The sequence below is a fragment of the Gelidibacter pelagius genome (genome assembly GCF_017581925.1).
Taxonomy (GTDB): domain Bacteria; phylum Bacteroidota; class Bacteroidia; order Flavobacteriales; family Flavobacteriaceae; genus Gelidibacter; species Gelidibacter pelagius.
Genome location: NZ_JAGEVG010000003.1, coordinates 126863 through 151547, shown reverse-complemented (window position 1 = coordinate 151547; position 24685 = coordinate 126863). Strand labels below are relative to the sequence as shown.

Below are 24685 nucleotides of genomic sequence, written 5' to 3'. Positions count from 1 at the left end.
TAGTCATAAAGTATTTGCAATCTAAAAAACACGTTGCTTTAAATTTCCTAACCCAATTTGAGATCTTGTCCAAATATCCTTTAACAAGAGAATAACACCCGAATAGCAACTAAGGCTCATGGTAACCCATTAAACTTAGAGCTATCATAATTTCTCTGACGAAAGAACAACCCTTTCCTGCAGGGGCAGAATTACTTACCACTTAATAGATGCCCAAAGGTTGGATTCCATATCACAAAAAACCTATTTTTGCATTTAAACCAAATTCGATAAAATTTACCCTTTCATATGCATAAACTTACAGCTATTATCCCTACAGGCAACGAGATTCACAATATTGAAGCGGTCATAGCCTCTGTTGATTTTGCTGATGAAATTCTCGTTGTAGATAGTTTAAGTACTGACGGTACATTTGAAAAAGCTCAAGAACTGGCAACAAAAGTTATTAGGAGAGATTATCAATATTCTGCATCCCAAAAAAACTGGGCTATTCCGCAGGCAAAGTATGAATGGATTTTGTTAGTTGATGCCGATGAACGTGTGACTCCAGAATTAAAAGCAGAAATCTTAGACATCTTAAAAAATCCAGATCCAAAAACAGTAGCTTATTCCATAGGAAGAATCAATAATTTCATGGGAGAACGTGTCCACTATAGTGGTTGGCGCAATGATAAGGTCATTCGACTTTTTAAACGTGATTTTTGTAAATACGAAGACAAACACGTGCATGCTGAAATCATAGCAGATGGTGATATTGGTCATTTGAATCATAAGTTCATTCATTACAGCTATACCACATTTGACAAGTACATAGAAAAGATGAACAGGTATGCCACTTGGCAGGCAAAAGATTATGATCAAAAAACCGGACGTTTAACGCCTTATCATTTTGTAGTGAAACCTTTTTGGGGTTTTTTTAAACATTATATCATACAAAGTGGCTTTCGAGATGGCGTGGTAGGCTTGACTATAGGTTACGTACAAGGCTATGTGGTCTATATGCGATATGTCAAGTTATGGTTGCTCAGAAGAGGTAGGGAATGAATTTTAGGGGTTAGGTGAACGAGTTATGAGTTATAACATCCAAGTTCAAATTTGATTTCAACTTCAATTTCAATTTATTAGTTTTTATATATGCAAAAAGAAATTTCAAATGCTTTACAAGTTTTAAAAGACGGTGGACTCCTCCTCTATCCCACGGACACAGTTTGGGGAATAGGTTGTGATGCGACCAATCCTGAAGCGGTCAAAAAAGTATTCCAACTAAAAGGTCGTGAGGATAATAAAGCCTTGATTTGTCTGGTGGCCGATGATCGAATGCTGAGTAAATACGTTAAAGAAATTCCTCAAGTAGCTTTTGATATTTTTGAGATCTCTGAAGAGCCTATTACTATTATTTATGATGATGCCCAAAATTTAGCGGAAAATTTAATTGCAACCGACAAATCGATAGCCATAAGAATCCCCAACGACGAATTCTGTTTTCAGCTGCTCAGACGCTTTGGTAAACCCATTGTTTCAACCTCAGCAAATACCAGCCATGAAGCCACTCCGAAATCATATAAAGAAATCACATCCCATATTTTAAAAGGTGTGGACTATGTCGTAAATTTGCATCGCGAAAAAATTTGTACCAAACCATCCTCAATTATTAAGTTGAGTGCAAATGGGAGGGTGAAGATCATCAGATGATATTTTTTTAGCCACGAATAAACGAACAATGATGTTCATCAACTATTTAAAAATATCTGAATGCAAATTAGCTATTTTAGCAAATTTTCATAAAAACCTGTTGGATCATAAAAGAATCGTCTTGTAGAAAAAAAATAGTATGAGTATTATATAAACTCATGAATTCACTGCAATTTTCATACGGATAAAAAAAACATTAGTGAATTCGTGGCAAGAAAATAAAATGAACTTAGAAAACGCTTTAGAACATCCCATTTTCAAAATCATCTCCCAATCAGCAGAAGAATTAGGAATCGATGCCTACGTCATTGGTGGCTTTGTCCGTGATTTTATTTTGAAGCGTGGACAGCATAAAGACATCGATATTGTGGCTATAGGCAGTGGTATTGACCTTGCCAAACAAGTGTCAAAAAACATTCCAAACCATCCAAAGGTCCAAGTGTTCAAAACTTACGGCACGGCGATGTTGCGTTACGAGGATATTGAAGTGGAATTTGTGGGCGCACGCAAGGAGTCCTATTCGGAAGAAAGCAGAAATCCAATCGTCGAAAACGGCACTTTGGAAGACGATCAAAACAGACGTGATTTCACGATAAACGCGATGGCATTGGATTTAAGGACTTCGAGTTTCGGCGAATTGCTTGATCCTTTTGACGGCATAAACGATTTAGAGGCTAAAGTTATTAGGACACCTTTAGATCCTGACATCACCTACAGCGATGACCCCTTAAGAATGATGCGCGCCATTCGTTTTGCCACCCAACTTAAGTTTACCATTGAAAATAAATCTCTTGCAGCGATCTCAAAAAATAAGGACCGCATCAAAATCATCACAAAAGAACGGATTGTAGTGGAGCTTAATAAAATTCTGGAAAGTGATGTTCCTTCCATCGGATTTTTACTGTTGGAACAAACAGGTCTCTTGGAGTATATTTTACCAGAACTGGTTGCATTAAAAGGTATCGATGAAAAAGAAGGGCAACGTCACAAAGATAATTTTTATCACACTTTGGAAGTAGTCGATAATATTGCTAAAAACACAGATGATCTTTGGTTACGATGGGCTGCACTTTTGCACGACATTGGCAAGGCTCCAACTAAAAAATTCAGCAAAAAAGTAGGTTGGACTTTTCATGGCCACGAATTTGAAGGTTCAAAAATGGTGTACCGATTGTTTAAACGGTTGAAAATGCCGCTTAATGAAAAGATGAAATTTGTCCAAAAACTGGTATTTATGAGTTCCCGACCAATCGCTTTGGCACAAGATGTCACCGATTCTGCCGTGAGACGTTTGGTTTTTGATGCTGGTGATTATGTGGACGATTTAATGATTCTCTGTGAGGCTGATATCACCACAAAAAACCCAAAAAAATTCAAAAAATATCACAACAACTTCAAACTCGTCAGAAACAAGATTGTTGAAGTTGAAGAACGCGATCAAGTACGGAATTTTCAACCACCAGTCTCCGGTGAAGAAATCATGGAAGCCTTTGGCCTAAAACCTTCAAGAGAAATTGGCACGATAAAAGAGAGTATAAAAGAAGCTATTTTGGAAGGAAAAATCCCCAATGAACACCAAGCTGCTTATGAGTTGATGCTGGAGGAGGGAAAGCGTTTGGGACTGACGGAAGTGGGGAGAAATGGGTAGTGGATAGATAGATAGAAGGCAGTGTTCCCGCCTCAGCTAAAGCTACGAGCGGATAGGCAGTGCTCAGTAAAATAGGGTCAAATTAAAATTCATGTTCAACGTCGATTTCAATTTTAAATAAAAATGGCAAAACAAAAAGATAATAAAAAGGTCATCTATTGGCTCCTTACAGGTTGCGCATTACTCTTTATCATGGTGGTGATTGGTGGAATTACCCGATTAACAGATTCTGGTCTATCAATGTCCGATTACAAACTCATTACAGGAACCATTCCACCTTTAAATGAAGCCGAATGGCAGGAAGCCTTCGAGGTCTACCAACAATACCCAGAGTTTCAGAAGCTCCATTCACATTTTACATTATCAGATTTTAAAGGCATCTATTTCTGGGAATGGCTGCATCGTGTTATGGGACGATTGATTGGCCTTGTCTTTATTATTCCATTTATTTATTTTTTGGCAACTAAGCAACTCACCTCAAAAACCATCAAAAAATGTCTGGTATTGCTCGCTCTTGGTGCATTTCAAGGTTTTTTGGGATGGTATATGGTGAAAAGCGGTTTGGTGGATATGCCAAACGTGAGCCATTATAGACTATCAGCCCATTTAACCACGGCATTTTTAACTTTTGCTGCAACACTATGGGTGGCTTTGGATTTGAAATTCCCTGAAAAGAAACCTATCGATAAAAGCTTTAGAAACCTCATTGGAATTGGCTATATCATATTAGCAATTCAGATTATTTACGGTGGATTTGTAGCGGGATTAAAGGCTGGATTACTGCACAACCACTGGCCTTTTATGAATGAAGGCAAATTTATACACGAATCGGCCTATGCCATCGAACCTTTCTATTTAAACCTCATTGAAAACCCAAGTGGCATCCAATTTGTACACCGTACGCTTGCCTACATCGTTGTGATCATTATTGGTATTATTTGGTATCGTGGCAAACAACTATCGCTAACGCCTATCCAATCTAAAAGCATTGATAGCCTGCTTATCCTTGTTGGTGTTCAATTTTTACTGGGTGTACTGACCATTATTTACGGTGTCCCGCTGTGGTTGGGCGTTGCTCATCAAGTAGGTGCGTTTTTCCTGCTGTCCGCAATGACATTTGCGTTGCATCGCTTCAGTAGATAATAGAAAAAGTTCTACCTTTGCAGATTAAATTTTTATCCATGGTTTACAGATTCAGAATTATTCTTGACAACGACACCGATGATGATGTTTTTAGGGATTTAGAAATCCGCGAAACAGATACTCTCGAAGACTTACATAATAGCATCACCCAAGCATTCGGGTTTGATGGTATTGAAATGGCATCCTTTTATTTAAGTGATGATGAATGGAATCAAGGTGAAGAAATCCCCATGTTTGATACTGGTGATGTGCAGGGAGATGTGAGACTTATGAGTGAAACCGCCATCAATCACGTTGTTCATGAACTAAAAACCCGATTGATCTATGTGTATGATTTCTTCAGCATGTGGACATTTTATGTGGAATTGGCAGAAATAATTGAGGAAACTGAAGGCACTGATTACCCAAATCTAATGTTTGTTCATGGTCAAATTCCTTTGGAAGCACCTCAAAAAAAGTTTGAAGCCGAAGATGAGTTTGATGATTATAATGAGTTTGATGACGATTTTGACGTTGACGATTATGAGAGCTTGGATTTTGATGAGAATTGGAACTAAGTCAGACTATTTTTTATTGTTTAATTTTTTTTTTCATTGTCCATTTGAGGATTATCTCACTTATATCTTCAGGCCTATGCAATTTTGAGTCTTGAGTCTTGTTTATTGTTTCTTATTACCTCTGAACAAACTTCGATTTTCAAATTCAAATTCAATTTCAATTTCGTTCAGATTAAAATTCAAAGTTTGGGTTTCTCTTAGTTAGAAAATCACTTTCTCTTAGCTCTTGGTTCTTGGTTCTTGGTTCTTGGCTCTTGTTCTTGATTAACCCCAATTCACCTCAAATGTTTCATATTCACAGTTTCATAATTCCGTTGCACAAAATCTAGCGCATTCTTTACAATTTCACCCATATTTTTGCTTCGTTTGAATTTTAAATCGCGTGTATATTCATAAATGGTCATTTTAAGAAGTTTGATGTGTTCGGGCTTGGAAAGCGTATCGTCAATCATACAGTCCAATAATTCCTTGATGCGCTCATGATAGCTGATCAAACGTTTTGCAATAATGGAGCGTTCTTCCAACTTATATTGATCAATGGATTCTTTCTGGAATTTTTCTTGCACCAATTGCACCATAGCCAAATTCTCCTTGAAGAATTGTGGTCGGTACACATTGAACTTGCCTTCATAACTTTGTTGGTCAAAATCAATGGCCCTAATTTTATAGACCACGTGGTCAAAATCGTGCGTGGGCACAATCACGTAATTATAAGAACGCATATCTCCCAAAAGCCTGATCATACAACGTTCATTAAACTTCACAAACTCTTTCGCTATCTGTGATTTTTCGGATGGCGTACACTTAGGCAGCATGTTTTTAATGAATTCATCTCCCGGAACACCAGCAATATGTTCTTCAATCAACGTATCCTGAAACACCAGGAAATTTAAGTTATATGGAGAAAGCATGTGCTCAAATTCCAATCCATAGATTCGCGAAGCATCTGCTTTTTTTACATAGAAATACGTGTAGTTATCATTCAAGATGTTTCTGACCTTAATCCGAAAAGGTTTAGAGTTTCCAAAGGTGCAATAATCAATGGCATCCACGCTTAAAAAAGGGATAGTGCGTTCGTTCCCGTCAGAATGCAAAATGGTATAGACCTTCTTCAGGCTTAAATCTATTTCCTGGCGTTCAAATTCATTAAAGTAAACCCGAACCCAAAGGGTATCATTATCATCTTTATCATATAAAACAACCGAACCTTGAAAACGTAGTAAATCGTCATAAAAAATAGGCAGTCTAATATTTCTGTTATATTCAGAAAGATAAGCGTGCAGCTTTTCCGTTATGGGGTAAGATGGTTTTCGTAAGGATATTTTAAGATCTTCCATAATGCTTAAATTAACTCAAATGTAAAGTTAATATATTTACTGTTGTAACAAATTTACACATCACTCGTCATACGTGTAACTAATCAATCTAAAAACATCGTGGAAACCATTCTCACCATCAATAATCTTACCAAAAAATTTGGCTATCTCACAGCTGTCAAAGATCTATCTTTTACTATCAATAAAGGCAACGTTTACGGTATTTTAGGTCCAAACGGAAGTGGCAAATCGACTACTTTAGGCATTGTTCTAAATGTAGTCAATAAAACTTCAGGTGATTTTAACTGGTTCAATGGACAGATTTCAACGCATGAAGCTTTAAAAAAAGTCGGCGCCATTATAGAAAACCCAAATTTCTATCCTTATATGAGCGCTTATCAAAATCTGAAACTGGTCTGCAGAATCAAAGGTGTTGATTACAGCAAGATTGATGAAAAGCTTGGGGTTGTTGGGCTTTTGGAACGAAAGAACAGCAAATTCAGTAACTATTCTTTGGGAATGAAACAGCGATTGGCCATTGCTTCTGCACTATTGAACGATCCAGAGATATTGATTTTGGATGAACCTACCAACGGGTTGGACCCGCAGGGCATTCATCAAATCAGGACCTTGATCAAAAAAATTGCGAGCGAAGGCACCACCATTTTGCTGGCATCGCATCTTTTGGACGAAGTCGAAAAAGTATGTTCACATGTTGTCGTGCTTCGGAAAGGTGAAAAATTGTACTCTGGACGTGTGGATGAAATGATTTCCAGTCACGGGTTTTTCGAACTAAAATCAGTGCAACATGAAGCTTTGGCTTCCTTCCTTCAAAACAACCCTGACTTCTTAAGTGTAAAAGAGGAAGGCGAACTCATCACCGCTTTTCTAAAGGAACCAATGGACGCCTCAACCTTCAACAAGCTCATGTTTGAAAATGGCATCACGCTTTCGCATTTAGTAAAACGCAAGGAAAGTCTGGAAGAACAATTCTTGAAATTAACTGACAATAACTAATCCATCAAAACCAACTCCATGTTACGATTAATCAACTTAGAACTACAAAAACTGCTTTTAAACAGAGCGAGTAGAGTCTTGATATTTATCTCCTTTATTCTGCCTTTTACGGTTTTGATCCTATCCTCAATAAAAATTAATTTCTTTGGATTTTTCACTTTGGAATTGGGCGAACTCGGTATTTTCAACTTTCCGATCATCTGGCATATTACCACATTTTTTGCCTCCTATTTCAAATTATTTTTCGCTATAGTGGTGGTTAGTATGATTGGCAATGAATACAGCAACAAAACCATAAAACAAAACCTGATTGATGGGTTGAGCAAAAAAGAATTTATCCTTTCTAAGTTTTATACCATTGTATTCTTTTCATTTTTAGCGACCGTTCTAATTGGGGTAGGCTCATTTTTAATAGGACTTTATTATTCAAGTTATACAGAAGCGTCAATTATCTTTAGGGAAACCGAGTTTCTATTGGCCTATTTTCTAAAATTGGTAGGCTTTTTCAGTTTGTGCCTCTTTTTTGGCATGTTAGTAAAACGATCTGCTTTTGCGTTGGCATTTCTCTTTATCCTCTACATTTTCGAATGGATTGTTTTTTGGATTGTAGTACAGGCTTCAAGTACAGATATGGCATGGAAAGTTAAGAACTTCCTACCATTGGAGTCCATGTACAATTTGATCGATCAGCCTTTTCAACGTGTCCTCATGACCAAGTACCCAGAGAAAATTGATATGTCCTATGACTATGCGGTACATTGGTATGAACTTGTTATTGTTTTGGGTTGGACGGCACTATTTGTGTTTTTATCCTACAGATTATTAAAACAGCGTGATTTATAATATATTTGATCACAATTGACATCTTTGAAAAGACAAAATCTTAATACAACTCCAAATTCACGTTTTTTATAAAATGAATTTTGGTACAATGATCTTCGGATATACCATGGCTCGTTTTTAGTAATTTCGATTATGAAATTATCTTTTTTATGGATGGACAATTAAACCAATTTGACGATTCTTGATTTTCATTAATCTTTCAAAACCATTTTTTTATTGTCCTATATCCTAAAGCGATACCTTGTTGAAAAAACTGCTTAAAATTCTGTCTTTATTAAGTATACTTTTTATAAATCATGTTTCCTATGCCCAGGAACCAACTGACTGTATTGATTCAGTGATTATTTGTGGTAATTCCACTATTAATCTAAATGTCAACGGAGTTGGAGTTCAAGAACTAAATAATTCAAATACCTGTGGCAGTAGTGAACACAATAGTATTTGGCTTCAAGTGACTTTGGTTACCGATGGAACCTTAGGCTTTACCCTACGTCCAAATAGTACGGCCATTCAAGAAGATTATGATTTTTTTGTTTTCGGGCCCAACGTACCCTGTAATAATATTGGACAAGCGATCCGATGCTCAACGACCAATCCAGCTGCTGCCGGCCTAAGCAATAATTTAACGGGAATGAATGACAGCTCCAACGATACGTCCGAAGGTCCTGGACCTGACGGAAATAGTTTTGTCCGTTGGCTGGATGTCATGGCCGGTGACACTTATTTCATTGTTATCGATAGACCTATAGGAAATAGTGGATTCACGTTGGAATGGACGGGAACGGCAGAATTCTCTTCACCTCCAGTCAATCAAGCAGGTTCAGGAACACCGCTGGATTTGGAAAAATGTGATACTCTAACGCCTTTTGAAGATGGTTTGGCAAGTTTTAATTTGGATGTCAATACGCCTCGAATCATGGGCACACAAACTGATGTTTCCCTTAGTTACCATCTTACGGATAGTGACGCCAATATCAATATTAATCCGCTTCCAAGCACATATACAAACATCTCCAATCCACAAAATATTTTTGTGAGGATAACAAACTCTATTACAGGTTGTTTTGAAATCGTCGATTTCTCTCTTACGGTAAATTTAGGACCAAATTATGCCCCACCCACACCTTACATACTTTGCGATTCTACCGTTGATGGCAACAACAATAATGGACAGACTTTTTTCGATTTAAACTCCAAAAACCCCGAGATTTTACAAGGTCAAGATTCGTCCTCTATTAATATTAGTTATCACGCGTCGAAAGCTTCCGCAGAAATGAGCACAAATCCCTTATCCAGCCCTTATTACAACGTTGATCCAAATCAACAACAGATTTTTGTTAGGATTGAGGACGCATTCAACCCCAACTGCAGGAGTATTTCTACATTGGACCTTGTGGTCAATCCATTGCCCGATGCATTTGACGCCACGCTCATCCAGTGTGATGAAGATGGCACTCCGGACGGAAAGACTATTTTTAATTTGGCCCAAGCCAAAGATGTTATAACCGGTCGCGCTCCAAATAGAAGTTTATCTTATTATTTTAGTTATACAAATGCCGAAAATAACCTTAATGAAATTAGCGGTACTTCATTTGAGAATCTCACAAACCCACAATTATTGTGGGTCAAAGTCACCAACGATTTGACGAGTTGCTTTAGCATAGGTCAGTTGAATCTGGAGGTCAGCTCAACTTCAGCAAACAATGCAGTGCTTGAGCATTGTGACAATGACGGAAATGAAGATGGATACTATGATTTCAACCTTTCTGACGCCGATGATACCGTTTTAAACAACTTGCCAAACGGACTGTCTCTATTCTATTATGAAACTTATGACGATGCGCTTTTGGAAAACAATCCGCTTCCAAATATTTTCATGAATACAATCCCTTATTCGCAAACTATTTATGCAAGGGTCGAGAACACTAATGCTTGCTATGGCATTAGTGAGGTCAACTTGACGGTATTTAGAATGCCAAATATTGTATTGGAAGATGAAGCCATTTACTGTCTGAACAAATTCCCAGAGAAAATCACTATCACTGGAGGAATTATTGATGACAACCCCACCAACTATACTTATGCCTGGTCTACAGGTGAAAATACTTCTGAAATAATGATCGATGCTCCAGGGACCTATACCGTTAGGGTATCCAACTCAAACAACTGTTTTAAGGACAGAACGATTCATGTATTACCTTCAAATATAGCCACCATAACAGATATCAACATTACGGATGCCACCCAAAACAATACCATTGAAGTATTGGTTTCAGGAGAAGGAGACTATGAATATGCCCTTGACAATAGCCATGGCCCTTATCAGGATAGTACTACTTTTAACAATGTTCCTGCTGGCCTCCATATTCTCTACATTAGAGATATTAACGGTTGTGGCATCATTCAGGAAGATGTTTCGGTGATTGGGTTTCCAAAGTATTTCACGCCAAACAATGACGGTTTCAATGACCATTGGCAAGTGCTTGGCATCAATAGCCAGTTTCAACCCAAAACCACCATTTATATTTTTGATAGAATGGGCAAGTTGCTCAAAGAACTTAATCCACTCAGCAATGGTTGGGACGGAAATTTTATTGGAAAGCCAATGCCAACAAATGATTATTGGTTTTCAGTGACCCTGCAAGACGGTAGGGTTTTAAAAGGGCACTTTAGTCTCAAACGTTAATCAAAGCGTGGACCCTATTTCATTTAAATCTGAACCAATCAGTTAATTTCAGACGCTGGTTTTACAGGTATTGTTTTAAGACTTCCAAAATAGACCCTCGACTGTTAGTTTTTGAATTTGTATCTCCAAGGAATTTCTCATGATTACTGGCTTTAAATCCTAATAAAACCAGTGAATCCAGATTAAAAGTTAAAGTTCATTGTAGTTCATCGTGTTTTATTGTATTTCGTCTAAAAATTAGTTATTTTTCGGGCCCAATTAAATGATACTGAGGTTTCATTCCCCTAAAATGAATTCTCTCCCGACTAAACTTAACCTATAAACAATGAAATCCTTCCGAACTTCCCTCCTTGCTTTTGCATGTGTTTTATGTCACCAGGTATTTAGTCAACAAATATCTATTGATAGCAGTGTCGACCCCGAACAACTTATTACAAATCATTTAATTCAGGGTTGTGTTGAGATTTCTGATGTAGCTTCACCTATAAACGGATCGATCAACGGTTTTTCAAGTTTTGGATATTTTGAACGCGGCAACTCTAATTTTCCGTTTGAAAATGGAATAATCCTTTCCACTGGGAAAGCAGATTCAGCTGGTAATATAAAGAATGATAAAACTTTAAATGATGGTAATAGCAAATGGCTTTCCGACCCTGACCTTGAAGAAGCCTTGGGCATTTCAAATACACTAAATGCTACCGTAATAGAATTTGAATTTTCATCACTCTCCAACCAGATTCAATTTAATTATATTTTAGCTTCTGAAGAATATTATGGAAACTATCCTTGTGATTATTCAGATGGCTTCGCGTTCTTAATCAAACGCGCAGGGACCAATGACCCTTATCAAAATATCGCCATTATTCCTGGTACCGACATTCCCGTAAATACAAATACCATTCACAACGAAATTGTTGGCTTTTGTGCAGCATCAAATGAAGATTATTTTGATGGTTATGGTTTAGGGGACACCAATTATGACGGTCGAACAAAAGTGATGACTGCCACGGCAAATACGGTCCCAAATGTTGTTTACCATATCAAATTGATTATCGCTGATCAAACCGATTCCAATTATGATTCTGCTGTTTTTATTGAAGGCAATAGTTTTTCCGCCGTTGTCGACTTGGGAGAGGACATCACCACCTGCGCCGACCGCTTAACCTTGGATGGCAATATCGATAATCCGGACGGGGTTTATTCATGGTTTTTAAATAATGAACTTTTACCTGGCGAAACGCAACCTACATTAATAGCACTTCAATCTGGAGTTTACACCGTAAAAATTGATATTCCTTTAGGAAATGGGGCCTGTACAATCGACGATAGTGTGGCCCTTGTTTTAAGTTCAACCCAAACAGCTTCAGAAATTTCTGATTTTGGGATTTGTGATGATATTTCTGGAGATGGTTTTGGTGTTTTCGATCTTAATACTAAAAATGCTGAAGTTTTAAAAGCGGTTCCTAAATCGGAATACTCCATTTCCTATCATTATACATATGATAGCGCTCATGAAAACAACGACGCTATTACTGCACCTATAACAAACACCATTAACCCGCAACCCATATTTGTGAGAATTGAAGATACGGTCAATGGCTGTTTGGCATACGCTTCGTTCAATTTGGTCGTTCATCAGCTTCCTCAAATTGTAACACCAACAGACCTGTTTGCTTGTGAAGATGTTACTCAAAACGGTATGTCATCTATTGACCTAACGGAAAAAGATGATGAAATCACAAACGGACAAGCAGATTTAATTGTTGGATATTACCATACGCAATCTGACGCACAAGAAGGTATCAATGCGATTGCTTCTCCATATAACAATCAGTCAAGAACCGAAACACTATACGTAAGGGTTTCTAATGTAGAAACAGGTTGTGCAAGTACCACAACTCTCAATTTAATAGTTCTTGATAAACCTGCAATAAATACAGGCGATCACTTTTTGGATGCCTGTGATCCTGAGCATGACGGATTTTCCCAATTTAATCTCAACGACATCACTCCAGATGTTTTAAATGGGCTGACTGGTGTTTCAGTAACGTTTCATGAAATTTATGATGAGGCATTATCCGGAACCAATGCCATCCCCGATCCTTCAGCATATACAAATACGAAACAAAGTTTTCAAACCTTATACATTAGAGTGCTCGATGATGAATCAGGTTGTGCTTCTGTAACTTCATTTGAGGTTCATACCAATCTTTTATTGACTGGCACACGTATTGAAGATTTTTCTATTTGCGATGTTAAGGATGGAGATCTACCGTCATTTGACTTGAACAATATTGCAGAGGTCATTATTAATGATCTTCCCGATGTGACAATTACATTCTACGAAACCATTGAAGACCAAACCAATGCCTTAAATCCTGCCTTTCCATATATGCCAACAGCATTTCCAAAAACGCTCTATATTACTTTAAAAAACAGCAGTTGTTCGGAAATTTCGGAAATACAATTATTGCTGAATCCTGTCATCGACTTCCCATCGATAGGATCTGTTACTTATTGTGACAACGACCAAGATGGCAACACCTCTATTGATCTGAATTCATTTTCAAGTGCCATTACCAACGGCGAAGATGGTTATACCGTCCGTTATTTTGAAACTCAAGATGACGCTGATAATAACAGCAATGCACTGCCAAATTTCTATACGAATACCAGCAATCCGTTAAGACTTTATACTAGAACAACTTCAAATACTACAGGCTGTTCAGATATAAAGAGTTTTGAAATTACAGTTCTCCCTGCACCAGAAACAATTACTCCAGAAGATATCATCATTTGTGATGACGACCAGGACGGTTTTAAAATTATAGATTTAAGCACTACAATCAACGAATTGGTGACGGACAGAAATAACAGGATATTTTCTTTCCATAAATCATTAGAGCATGCCGAACTCAATACTGAGCCTCTAACCGACATTACCAGTTATAATGCCAATACACAAGCCGTATTCGTTCGGGTTGAAAACCAATTGACCGGTTGTCATTCCATAGAACCGATCAAAATTATCATCAATACTTTACCGGTTTTCACTAGTATTAGTGATTACATCTATTGTGAAAATCCCAGTGATGGCTTTGGAGAATTTATATTTAATACTAAAGACTCTGAGATTTTAAATGGACAAAATGGTAAGGTAGCATCTTATTATTTAAACCAAGAAGATGCCGATAATAGAACAAATGCGATAAATAAGACGGAGATTTATGGGAACATCAGCAATCCTCAAAGGATTTTCGTGAGGGTAGAAAACACTTCAGATATGACCTGCTACGGAACATCATCATTCAATATTGAAGTGGGTACAAGCCCAGAATTTAATGTGGCCTCAGATTGGTTTGTCTGTGATGACATCTCGAATGATTCCACTGAGATTTTCGATCTATCAGAAAAGATCGCGGAAATCTCAGCAGGAATTCAGGATAATTTGCATATTACATTTTATACGAGTTATGCCAATGCCCAGAATGCAGTGAATCCTCTCAATACAAAATATGCCAACACAAAAAACCCACAAAAGATTTATGCTCGCATTGAAAATGGTAGTATTTGTGCGTCCATAACCGACTTTAGTTTGGGAGTCATCAAAGCTCCAGACGCCAATCCATCAAAGCCAATCGTTCAATGTGACACAGATTATGACGGCCAGATGACCTTCAATTTAAGACAATCTGAAATTGATATTTTGGAAGTACGACAGAATAATCTTGTCGTTGCCTACTATGAAACTGCAGAAGATTTGGAGGCAGAGATCAACCCTATTACAGCACCAGAATCCTACAAAAATATTTCCAATCCGCAAACAGTTTATGTGCGACTTACCAATAGCATTTCAAACTGTTTTTTATCCATACCGTTAGAATTAGTTGTCAATCAACCACCGGTATTTAATCCCATTACAAGTCTATCAATATGTGATAATGAAGCACATGAGTATGACTTAATGGAAGTAGATGAACTGCTGGTTGAAAACACTTCAAATGTGAATATTTCATATCATAAAACTAAAAAAGATGCATTGGATGCCACCAACGCGCTTAACAAAAATTTTCGCCATAAATCCGCGGTAGAAAAAATTTATGTCCGAATAGAGAATGCTACAACCTTTTGTTTCACAACTCATCAATTTATATTAAAAATCGATCCATTGCCTATTGCAAACGTTGCTCCAGATTTAGAACACTGTGATGACGATTTTGATGGTTTATATACTTTTGATCTTTCGCAACAGAACACCAAAGTTCTTGGTGGCCAGAGCCCTGAGGAATTCCGAATTTCATATTATGAAACTTACGAGGCCGCAAACGCTGGCTCAAATGCGCTCAGCACCTTTTATGCTGCAACCGATTTACAGACTATTTATGTAAGAATTGAAAACAACACAACGGGTTGCTACAATACCACGAACTTCCAAACCTACGTGCACCCTCGACCAATAGTGGATATTCCTGATCAGGTTATTTGTTTGGACAGAGGCCCACTTTTGGTGAGTGCCAACACCAATATTACAGATGACATTTATTTGTGGTCAACCAACGAAACGACTCCAGAAATTGAAATTACGGAAATTGGTACCTATTGGGTGAACGTGACGACTATATTTGGTTGTGAAACAACTCAGGTTTTTAATATCATAGAATCAGAATCCGCGATAATTGAATTTACAGAAACTGTCGATTTTTCTGATCCAAATAATATTACCGTGACCATAAGTGGAATTGGAAATTATTTGTACGTGTTAAATGACAATGCTCCTCAAGAATCGAATGTTTTTGAGAGAGTGCCGATTGGTCCTAATTTAATTACAGTTATTGATTTGAACGGCTGCTCTGAAGTCACCAAAGAAGTCGTAGTCATCGATACTCCAAAGTTTATGACCCCAAATGATGATGGTTACTTTGACACATGGCATATTACAGGGGTGGAAACCCTACCCGGAACTGTCATTTATATCTATGATCGTTATGGTAAACAATTGGCTCAATTAACCTCTAATTCAAAAGGTTGGGACGGCACCCACAACGGGCATAAAATGCCAGCCTCAGACTATTGGTTTGTGGCAGACGTCAAAAAAGACAACAAGTCGTTTCAGCTCAAAGGTCACTTTGCATTAAAACGCTAAATCCAATTCGGTAAGTGCTCTATTAAAAAACAGCATTTCAGCTATAAAATTTTCATATTAACAATAAAACCCTCGATATTGAGGGTTTTTTGGTACTTTTAAAACCCGTAATTGATTGCTAACTACAAGATTCTCATTCTTTTTCTGTTTTAAGTACCGTGTTAATGTTAAAGAAAACTTTTCTAACTCCTATTATTTTTATAGCCTTCTGTTATATGCTCTCTGCACAACAGATTTCTACAACCAATACGATGTCATTAGAAGCCTTGATACAAAACACGCTAGGTCAAGGCTGTGTTGAAATATCAAATATTTCATCTCGTATCAATGGAGCGCCAGATAACATTTCGAGTTTTGGACGATTTTCAAAAGAAAACTCAAATTTTCCGTTCCAAAACGGTCTTATTTTGACCACGGGAAATGTACTTTCGGCAGGGAATGTCTTAAATACAAATCCACTTATTGAGGGCACTACTTCTTGGGGCACTGACCCAGATTTGGAAACGGCATTGGGCATTGCCGGTACAATGAACGCAACGTCCATCGAATTTGATTTCATATCTGCATCCAACCAAATTGCATTCCGATACATTTTGGCATCCGAAGAATACTTGGGAACCAATCCCTGTATTTATTCTGACGGATTTGCTTTTTTGATTAAGGAAGCCGGCTCTCCAAGTCCTTATGCCAATATTGCCATAATACCAGGCACTTCAACACCAGTAAATACCACCACGATACGTCCAGAGATTGTCGGGCATTGTCCAGCTGAAAATCCAAACTATTTTCATGATTATAATGATGGGGATACCAATTATAATGGGAGAACAACCGTACTTACTGCAACCGCAAATATAAAACCTAATGTAGCATACCATATTAAATTGGTCGTTGCAGATCAAAAGGATCCGTTTTATGATTCTGCAGTTTTCATCGAAGGCAATAGTTTTAATGCCACAGTAGACTTGGGTCCAGATATTACTACTTGTGCTACATCAACTATTTTAAATGGAAGTATCGACAATCCCTTAGCTACTTATAAATGGTTCAGAAACGGCACCTTAATAGCCGGCGCCAACACCCCTATGCTCACCGTCAATCAATCGGGAAATTATAAGGTCAGTGCAAGTGTAAAACTTAATAATAAAACTTGTGAAATAGAAGATGATATCGTCATCACCTTAAATGCACAAAAAACTTTGGCCAACATTCCAGATTATATCTTATGCGATGATCCTTCCAATAATGGTCGGGAAATTTTCGATCTATCCTCAAGGACTAATCAGGTATTGACACTACTGCCCCCATCAAATTACAACATCTCTTATCACTTCAGTCCGGAAGAAGCGGAAGCTGGGAATAATCCTATTTTATCGCCTATCCAAAACAGAGAGAGTCCACAAATTATTTTTATAAGAATTCAGGATATCGATAATGGCTGCCTCACTTTTTCCGGAGTCCGTTTAATTGTCAATCCATTTCCCACTGTTACAGCTCCCGATCCTTTGATAGTTTGCGATACCGATGGTACTTCTGATGGCATTACAGAAATTGATCTTAGACAGATGGATTCTGAACTCACAAACGATACACCCAATCTTTTTGTGAGTTATCATTTAAACGCCATCGATGCTTCATCAGGAGATAATCCAGTTGTGTCGCCCTATACAAACAGCAATCAGAATCACACATTTCATATAAGAGTTTATGATGGCAATACGGGTTGTTTCAGCACCACAACATTGAATGTGTCAGTGGTTAACCCGCCCAAGGCTGCAATTGATAAACCATATATCAATGCCTGCGAATATGGCGGGACAGGTTTTGAAACCTTTGACCTAACAAGTTTAATAGATGATCTTTTGGATAATCTGACGGATATTCCAGAAAACTTCTATGAATCAGAGGAAGATGCTGAAGCAGGGATTAATCCCATAGCCAATACTACCAATTATCAAAATATAGTAAGTGAATTGCAGACTGTCTATTTAAAAATCATTGATGGTATCACCGGCTGCTTCACTATAGTTCCTATAGAACTACATACCAATATTGTAATCACTGGATTTGTACTCGCCGATTTTAATGGTTGTGATGACGCTTCGCTAGACGGTATTGTTGATTTTGACCTGCTCGAGGTAGAATCGCAATTGCTTAATGGCTACGAGGGATTTGAAGCTATTTTCTATGAAAGCCAAACCGATCAAGAAAATAGTATGAATGCTCTCGATAAGAACGTTCCATATACTGTCGATTCTAATATTCCGCCAATCCCGCACCCTCTTTATATTACCGTCTCTGGTGACGACTGCGATAACTTTTTGACTATCAATTTAATTGTCAATCCGCCAATAACATTACAGAACCTTGATCCTGTTATATATTGTGATACCGATCAAGACGGTGTTGCCAATATTTTGTTGGAGACCTTTGACGCTTATGTGAGCCAAGGGGTAAACGGTGCCAATGTTCGATATTTTGAGACCGAGGAAGACGCTTTGAACAACGAACCCACTCTAGATCCACAAATTTATAACGAAGGCAATCCAATAACAATTTATGCACGCGTAACCAACACGATGACGACATGCTATGATGTTACTCCTTTAACTATACAAATTGAATTACCTCCAGAGATTATTGGCGACGCTGAGATTACAGAATGTGATGATGATTTGGATGGGTATTATTTTGTGGATCTTACAAGCAAAATTCCAGAACTCGTTGCCGATACCACAGGACTGACAATTTCGTTTCATAACAATTATAATCTAGCCCTTAGCGGAGACGATCCCATCCCCAATCCAGAGAATTATAATAGTCCGACACAATATATTGCAGTGCGGGTTGAAGACGATATTACAGGTTGTGCCAGCATTGCTAATCTGAATGTTTATATCAACACGCTCCCTCAATTTATACCTATCTCTAACTTCGAAAACTGTGAAGCAGCCGGCAATCCTATTGCAGATTTTTATTTTTATGAGAAAGATGAAGAAATATTAAATGGACAGACAGGGAAGCATGTTTTGTATTTTAGAACGTCTGAGGATGCAGAAAACCGTGTAAATGTCATTGATAAATTCGCGCCTTATCCAAATACTTCAAGTCCGCAAACCGTATATGTTAGAGTTGAAGCCACAACAGATCCTGGATGTTATGGCACGGCATCATTCGCTTTGGAAGTGGGTTCGCTTCCACCATTTAACGCGCCAGAGGATGAATTTATTTGTGATGACCTAAGCAATGACGAGATTGTCACTTTTGATCTCAACACAAAAATATCTGAAATATCAAAAGGCATTAATGAACCTATAGACATTACCTTGTACACCTCAGAAGAAGATGCTAAAGACAATGTTAACCCTATCACCGATTTAACAAACTATACCAACACGGTTAATCCACAACCAATTTTTGCACGTATTGAAAATGGCACCTATTGTCATGCATTGACTAAATTCTCAATAAACGTGGTTCAACTGCCAGCGGTGACCACACCATCCGATTTAGTTGCTTGCGACATTGACGCAGATGGCTCCGTCATTTTTGATTTAACGGTTGTAGAAATTGACGTTTTGGATCTCAGACAGGACAATATTATAATTACCTATCATGAATCGTTAGAAGGTGCTGAAACAGACAGTCAAATTATTCCGAACCCTGAAAATTATAAGAATACCTCAATTAATCAAACCGTTTATATAAAAATCAACAATACGGTCTCCAACTGCTTTGTCAATTTGCCCATCAACTTAAAAGTCAATTTGCCACCTGAAATAAATGATTTTAAAAACCATCTAATATGTTCCAATCCTGAGAATAGCTTTAACCTCATTACCATAGATAACCTCATAACCCCAGAATCGAATATTTCTCTTTCATATTATTCAACTCAGAAGGACGCCGATGACGATGAAAATGCAATAAGCACGGATTACATCTACACGACCACAAACGATCGGATTTATGCACGATTGGAAAACTCAGTAACCGGTTGCATATCTTTTTATGATTTTTATTTGGTCGTATTGCCTTTACCTCTGGCAAATACACCAGATGATTTGGAGAATTGTGACGATGATTTTGATGGTCTCTTTGCTTTTGACCTTTCACAACAAACGAATACAATTTTAGGCAACAGCCAAAACCTAAATAATTACGACGTTAGTTACCACGACTCTCAGAGGTCAGCAAATTCAGGCACCAATCCGTTAGAAAATATATATTCAGCTACGGACGGACAAATTATTTACGTAAGGGTTACCAATGTGACCACAGGCTGTTTTAGTACCACACAGTTTTCCGCCATTGTTCATCCAAGACCATTTGTTACTATTACTGATCAGATACTTTGTATTGACAATTTACCATTAGTTGTAAATGCTATTACGAACAACACTGCAGATACATATTTATGGTCAACTGGCGCGACTACGCCTGAAATTGATATTACCAACATTGGTACTTATTCTGTAATGGTTACCAGTAGCTTTGGCTGTCAAACCTTTCAAGAGTTTGAGGTCATGGCCTCTGAGTCCGCAACAATTGATGCCACCGAAACTGTCGATTTTTCAGATCCAAACAATATTACCATCACCATTAGTGGCATTGGCAACTATCTCTATAGTTTGGATGATGGTCCACCACAAGAGTCCAATATATTTAGAAATGTGACCTTAGGATATCACACCATTGCCATTATAGATTTGAATGGCTGTGCCAAAACCAATAAAGAAGTCGTAGTTATTGACGCGCCCAAATTTGTGACGCCAAATAATGATGGTTATTTTGACACTTGGCACATCAGTGGTATCGAAACCTTACCCGGAAGTGTAATTAATATTTTTGACAGATATGGTAAGCACATTACCACCTTGACTTCAAGTTCTCAAGGTTGGGATGGGACTTATAATGGACAAATAATGCCCTCATCAGATTATTGGTTCGTTGGAAAAATTAAAAAAAATGACAATATTTTTGAAGTAAAAGGGCATTTCGCTTTAAAGCTCTAATACCAAAAAATCGATTTAAGGAACCTCTGATGAGAATGTAGGATGATTTAAATCCCTACATTAAATCAACCAACTACCAAAAAAAAAGTCCATAATAATTTAATTATGGACGTTTATCATTAAAATGACTCCCATTGAATCATCACATAATCTTAGTAAAATGCATTATAACTAAATTTCTGACCACCGACAGAAGCACTTGCCATAAGTCCAGCTTTAGGCAGTGCGAATGTAGCAACACCGTCATTATAACTAGTACTTACTGCAACTCCTTTTTCTACAGCTACAGCAGTCGCTTCTGCTGAAAACTTAAAGTTCCCTTCTTTGAATCTGGCCAAATCAACATCAGTCTCAAAAAATATCACCTGAATAATGGCCTGTCCTCCTGCCTGGAGTCCAATATCCAATTTTTTTAGGTCTGCCATTCCAACGGCAACGCCATTTTCATAAACCACTCCATTTCCAGAAGCACCACCGATGATAAATCCGCCCTTCCCTACATTTGGAAACAAAGCGTATCCAGCAGCATTTTCAAAGTATTTGGTAAGACCAGGATCAGCTTTTATAAGGGCCTCTTTCGCATCGTTGGCGTCAGACATTATCTTTTTATCCTTTTTGGTTTGTGAAAAAGCGCTGAAAGCTACGAGCATACACATAACGAAAGTAATTTTTTTTAAAGTTTTCATATATTCTGTTTTTAAGAATTGTTAAATAATTATCTTATATCTTACTGTTTAAAGCACTATTAAAAGAGTCGCTTTGCAAGTAAGCCTCTGGTAAAAATAACCTTAAAATAGTAATGGATTTAACCTTAATGCATTTAATTTTAATCCAAACCCTTTCACAAGAACAAGTCTAAAGTATTCATAATACCTTAATTAAAATTGCAGTTATTCTTCAAAAAACTTTGGTTAAATTTGTAAAATGAAATTCAAAATCAAATCGGAATTTAAACCTACTGGAGATCAGCCTCAGGCTATAAAGCAACTCTCCAAAGGCATTGAGAACAATGAGAAGTACCAAACCCTATTAGGAGTAACGGGTTCTGGAAAGACTTTTACCGTGGCCAATGTCATTGAAGAAGTACAACGCCCTACATTAGTTTTGGCGCATAACAAAACCTTGGCGGCACAACTTTACTCTGAATTCAAACAGTTTTTTCCAGAAAACGCTGTGGAGTACTTTGTCTCCTATTATGATTACTATCAACCAGAAGCCTACATCCCTGTTTCCGGTGTATATATAGAAAAGGATCTCTCTATCAATGAAGAAATAGAAAAGATGCGATTGAGCACGACTTCTTCCCTACTCTCGGGCAGACGAGACGTCATTGTGGTAGCTTCGGTATCTTGTTTATACGGAATTGGAAATCCCGTGGAATTCCAAAAAAACGTCATCACACTCAAAAGAGACCAAGTCATTTCCAGAACAAAATTGCTCCATAAATTGGTCCAAAGTCTGTATTCAAGGACGGAAGCCGATTTCAACCACGGGAATTTCAGAATAAAAGGTGACACCGTAGATATTTTCCCCGGATATGCAGATTATGGCGTGCGTGTTCATTTCTTCGGTGATGAAATTGAAGAAATTGAAGCCTTCAACATTCAGAATAATAAGGTTATTGAATTGTACGATCAAATCAATATCTATCCAGCAAATATGTTTGTAACGTCACCTGAGGTCCTTCAAGGTGCCATCAGGGAAATTCAGGATGATTTGGTCAAACAACATGACTATTTTAAAGAGATCGGAAAACATTTAGAAGCAAAACGATTAAAAGAACGTACTGAATTTGACCTGGAAATGATCCGGGAATTAGGGTACTGTTCTGGAATTGAAAATTATTCACGCTATTTGGACGGACGCTTGCCAGGGACACGTCCTTTCTGCTTGTTGGACTATTTTCCAGATGATTTTTTGATGGTCGTCGATGAAAGTCATGTCACCATTTCCCAGGTGCACGCTATGTATGGTGGTGACAGAAGCCGAAAAGAAAACTTGGTGGAATATGGTTTTAGACTTCCCGCAGCGATGGATAATAGACCTCTCAAGTTTGAAGAGTTTGAAGCCATGCAAAACCAAGTCATCTACGTTAGTGCAACTCCTGCCGACTATGAATTGCAAAAAAGCGATGGGGTTTATGTGGAACAATTGATCCGCCCGACGGGTTTATTGGACCCGATCATTGAAGTACGTCCAAGTTTGAACCAAATTGATGATTTGATTGACGAAATTCATCAGCGTGTGGAAAAAGACGAACGGATCCTGGTGACGACATTAACCAAACGCATGGCCGAAGAATTGACCAAATATCTGGACAGAATCCAAATCAGGGTACGTTATATCCATAGTGATGTAGATACCTTGGAACGTGTAGAAATCATGCAAGATTTGCGCAAAGGTTTATTTGATGTTTTGGTAGGCGTCAATTTGCTACGTGAAGGATTGGATTTACCAGAAGTGTCATTAGTTGCGATTTTAGATGCCGACAAAGAAGGATTCTTAAGATCCAACCGCTCCTTGACTCAAACTGTGGGTAGAGCTGCAAGGCACTTAAATGGAAAAGCGATCATGTATGCGGACAGAATCACCAATAGCATGCAAAAAACCATTGAAGAAACCAATTACAGACGCGATAAACAAATTGCTTATAATACAAAACATGGCATTACACCAACGGCACTCAATAAAAGCTTAGACAACGTACTATCCAAGAATTCTGTCAGCACATACAGCTATGAATTGGAAGCAATAAAAGCAGCAGAGCCTGAAAGCCAATACTTGACCAAGGATCAATTGGAAAAGAAAATCCGAGAGAAACGAAAACTCATGGAACAAGCCGCCAAGGCCTTGGATTTTATTATTGCAGCCCAATTAAGAGATGATATTAAAGCGTATCAAGGGAAATTGGAGGAGCTGAAGGCGTGATTGAGAGATGAGTTTAGGAGTTTAGGAAATTCAAAGTTTTTCTGCGAGTCTCTGCGAAATCTGGAGGAAAATAATAAAAACACTGCAAACTGAGGGCTGCAAACTGAAAAACCACAAAACCATCTGCGAGTATCTGCGGAAAAATAGCACAACGCAAATTACCCACTGAAGACTGCCAACTGATGACTGAAGACTGCCTACTGAAAAAACTAATTATACTGTACCTTGAAAATATCAATTAAAAAATCTGGGGGTACGATTTTATTTGGAAAGCTTTCCATCAAATCCAGAACACGATTTATGGATTCATGGCTCAACCCCATTCGCAATCCGAAATTATGCAATTTCACCAGTTCTTTATTTGTAATGTTCTGACCGAGGTTCATCAATAATACCAATCTGTGGAACTGGACAATCCGTTCGCTATGCGATTTTAAATGCACATAACTCACGGGATATTCAAATAAATAAACAAGGTCTTCTTGGGATATCTCCAATTGTTTGGCCACACCTAAGAGGAATTTATATTCTATGGTTTTTATGGAAGCATCCGTTTGTGCGAATGCAATCATTTCTGAAAGAAGACTCAATTTTTCTACACGATTTATCATAACAGAGGGAACTTATTTTATATTTATAAAGTTAAAGAGAATTTAATTTTGATAATCGTTGATTATGAGTAGCTTATCGAAAAACA

At 37.8% G+C, this 24685-nt stretch carries 14 protein-coding genes; 11 read left to right on the top strand and 3 right to left on the bottom strand.

Translation table 11 applies throughout. The features are described 5' to 3' along the window. The first annotated feature begins 288 nt into the window (after positions 1-288). The 5 genes from J4051_RS03760 (at position 289) to J4051_RS03740 (ending at position 5040) form a co-directional block, all read left to right on the top strand. The gene (locus tag J4051_RS03760) at positions 289-1044 is read left to right on the top strand and encodes a glycosyltransferase family 2 protein (RefSeq protein ID WP_208232526.1); all 756 of its coding nucleotides are present in this window, start codon (positions 289-291) and stop codon (positions 1042-1044) included. Positions 1045-1134: 90 nt separating this feature from the next. After that, the gene (locus J4051_RS03755) at positions 1135-1692 is read left to right on the top strand and encodes an L-threonylcarbamoyladenylate synthase (protein WP_208232525.1); all 558 of its coding nucleotides are present in this window, start codon (positions 1135-1137) and stop codon (positions 1690-1692) included. Between the two features lie 223 nt (positions 1693-1915). Further along, positions 1916-3340: a CCA tRNA nucleotidyltransferase gene (locus J4051_RS03750; RefSeq protein ID WP_208232524.1), complete on the top strand. Its 1425-nt coding sequence runs from the start codon at positions 1916-1918 to the stop codon at positions 3338-3340. 123 nt (positions 3341-3463) lie between these two features. Continuing rightward, positions 3464-4483 (top strand): COX15/CtaA family protein, encoded by a 1020-nt coding sequence (locus J4051_RS03745; RefSeq protein WP_208232523.1) that lies wholly within the window; start codon positions 3464-3466, stop codon positions 4481-4483. 38 nt (positions 4484-4521) lie between these two features. Continuing rightward, positions 4522-5040, top strand: coding sequence for an IS1096 element passenger TnpR family protein (locus J4051_RS03740; protein ID WP_208232522.1), 519 nt, complete (start codon positions 4522-4524; stop codon positions 5038-5040). A 275-nt stretch (positions 5041-5315) separates the two neighbouring features. On the opposite strand, the gene J4051_RS03735 is transcribed toward J4051_RS03740, so the two are convergent. Further along, positions 5316-6377 carry a hypothetical protein gene (locus tag J4051_RS03735; RefSeq protein WP_208232521.1) on the bottom strand — a complete coding sequence of 354 codons (1062 nt, stop codon included), beginning with the start codon at positions 6375-6377 and terminating at the stop codon, positions 5316-5318. A 99-nt stretch (positions 6378-6476) separates the two neighbouring features. Between J4051_RS03735 and J4051_RS03730 the strand changes: the two genes are divergently transcribed. The 5 genes from J4051_RS03730 (at position 6477) to J4051_RS03710 (ending at position 21060) form a co-directional block, all read left to right on the top strand. Beyond that, positions 6477-7373: an ABC transporter ATP-binding protein gene (locus J4051_RS03730; RefSeq protein WP_208232520.1), complete on the top strand. Its 897-nt coding sequence runs from the start codon at positions 6477-6479 to the stop codon at positions 7371-7373. An 18-nt stretch (positions 7374-7391) separates the two neighbouring features. Continuing rightward, complete coding sequence (locus tag J4051_RS03725) at positions 7392-8216, top strand: ABC transporter permease (protein WP_208232519.1); 825 nt, start codon at positions 7392-7394, stop codon at positions 8214-8216. A gap of 244 nt (positions 8217-8460) precedes the next feature. Beyond that, positions 8461-10902 (top strand): T9SS type B sorting domain-containing protein, encoded by a 2442-nt coding sequence (locus J4051_RS03720; protein ID WP_208232518.1) that lies wholly within the window; start codon positions 8461-8463, stop codon positions 10900-10902. A 325-nt stretch (positions 10903-11227) separates the two neighbouring features. Further along, positions 11228-16045 carry a T9SS type B sorting domain-containing protein gene (locus tag J4051_RS03715; protein WP_208232517.1) on the top strand — a complete coding sequence of 1606 codons (4818 nt, stop codon included), beginning with the start codon at positions 11228-11230 and terminating at the stop codon, positions 16043-16045. A gap of 164 nt (positions 16046-16209) precedes the next feature. Continuing rightward, a complete protein-coding gene (locus J4051_RS03710) occupies positions 16210-21060 on the top strand; it encodes a T9SS type B sorting domain-containing protein (RefSeq protein ID WP_236027189.1) in 4851 nt (1616 codons plus the stop codon). 152 nt (positions 21061-21212) lie between these two features. Here the strand turns inward: J4051_RS03710 and J4051_RS03705 are convergent, their stop codons facing one another. Further along, positions 21213-21746 carry a lipid-binding SYLF domain-containing protein gene (locus J4051_RS03705; RefSeq protein ID WP_208232516.1) on the bottom strand — a complete coding sequence of 178 codons (534 nt, stop codon included), beginning with the start codon at positions 21744-21746 and terminating at the stop codon, positions 21213-21215. 238 nt (positions 21747-21984) lie between these two features. Here J4051_RS03705 and uvrB point away from each other — a divergent pair, with 238 nt between their 5' ends. Further along, positions 21985-23988, top strand: a complete 2004-nt coding sequence (gene uvrB / locus J4051_RS03700; RefSeq protein ID WP_208232515.1) for an excinuclease ABC subunit UvrB — start codon at positions 21985-21987, stop codon at positions 23986-23988. 209 nt (positions 23989-24197) lie between these two features. On the opposite strand, the gene J4051_RS03695 is transcribed toward uvrB, so the two are convergent. Further along, the gene (locus J4051_RS03695) at positions 24198-24599 is read right to left on the bottom strand and encodes a TerB family tellurite resistance protein (RefSeq protein WP_208232514.1); all 402 of its coding nucleotides are present in this window, start codon (positions 24597-24599) and stop codon (positions 24198-24200) included. Positions 24600-24685: the final 86 nt, after the last annotated feature.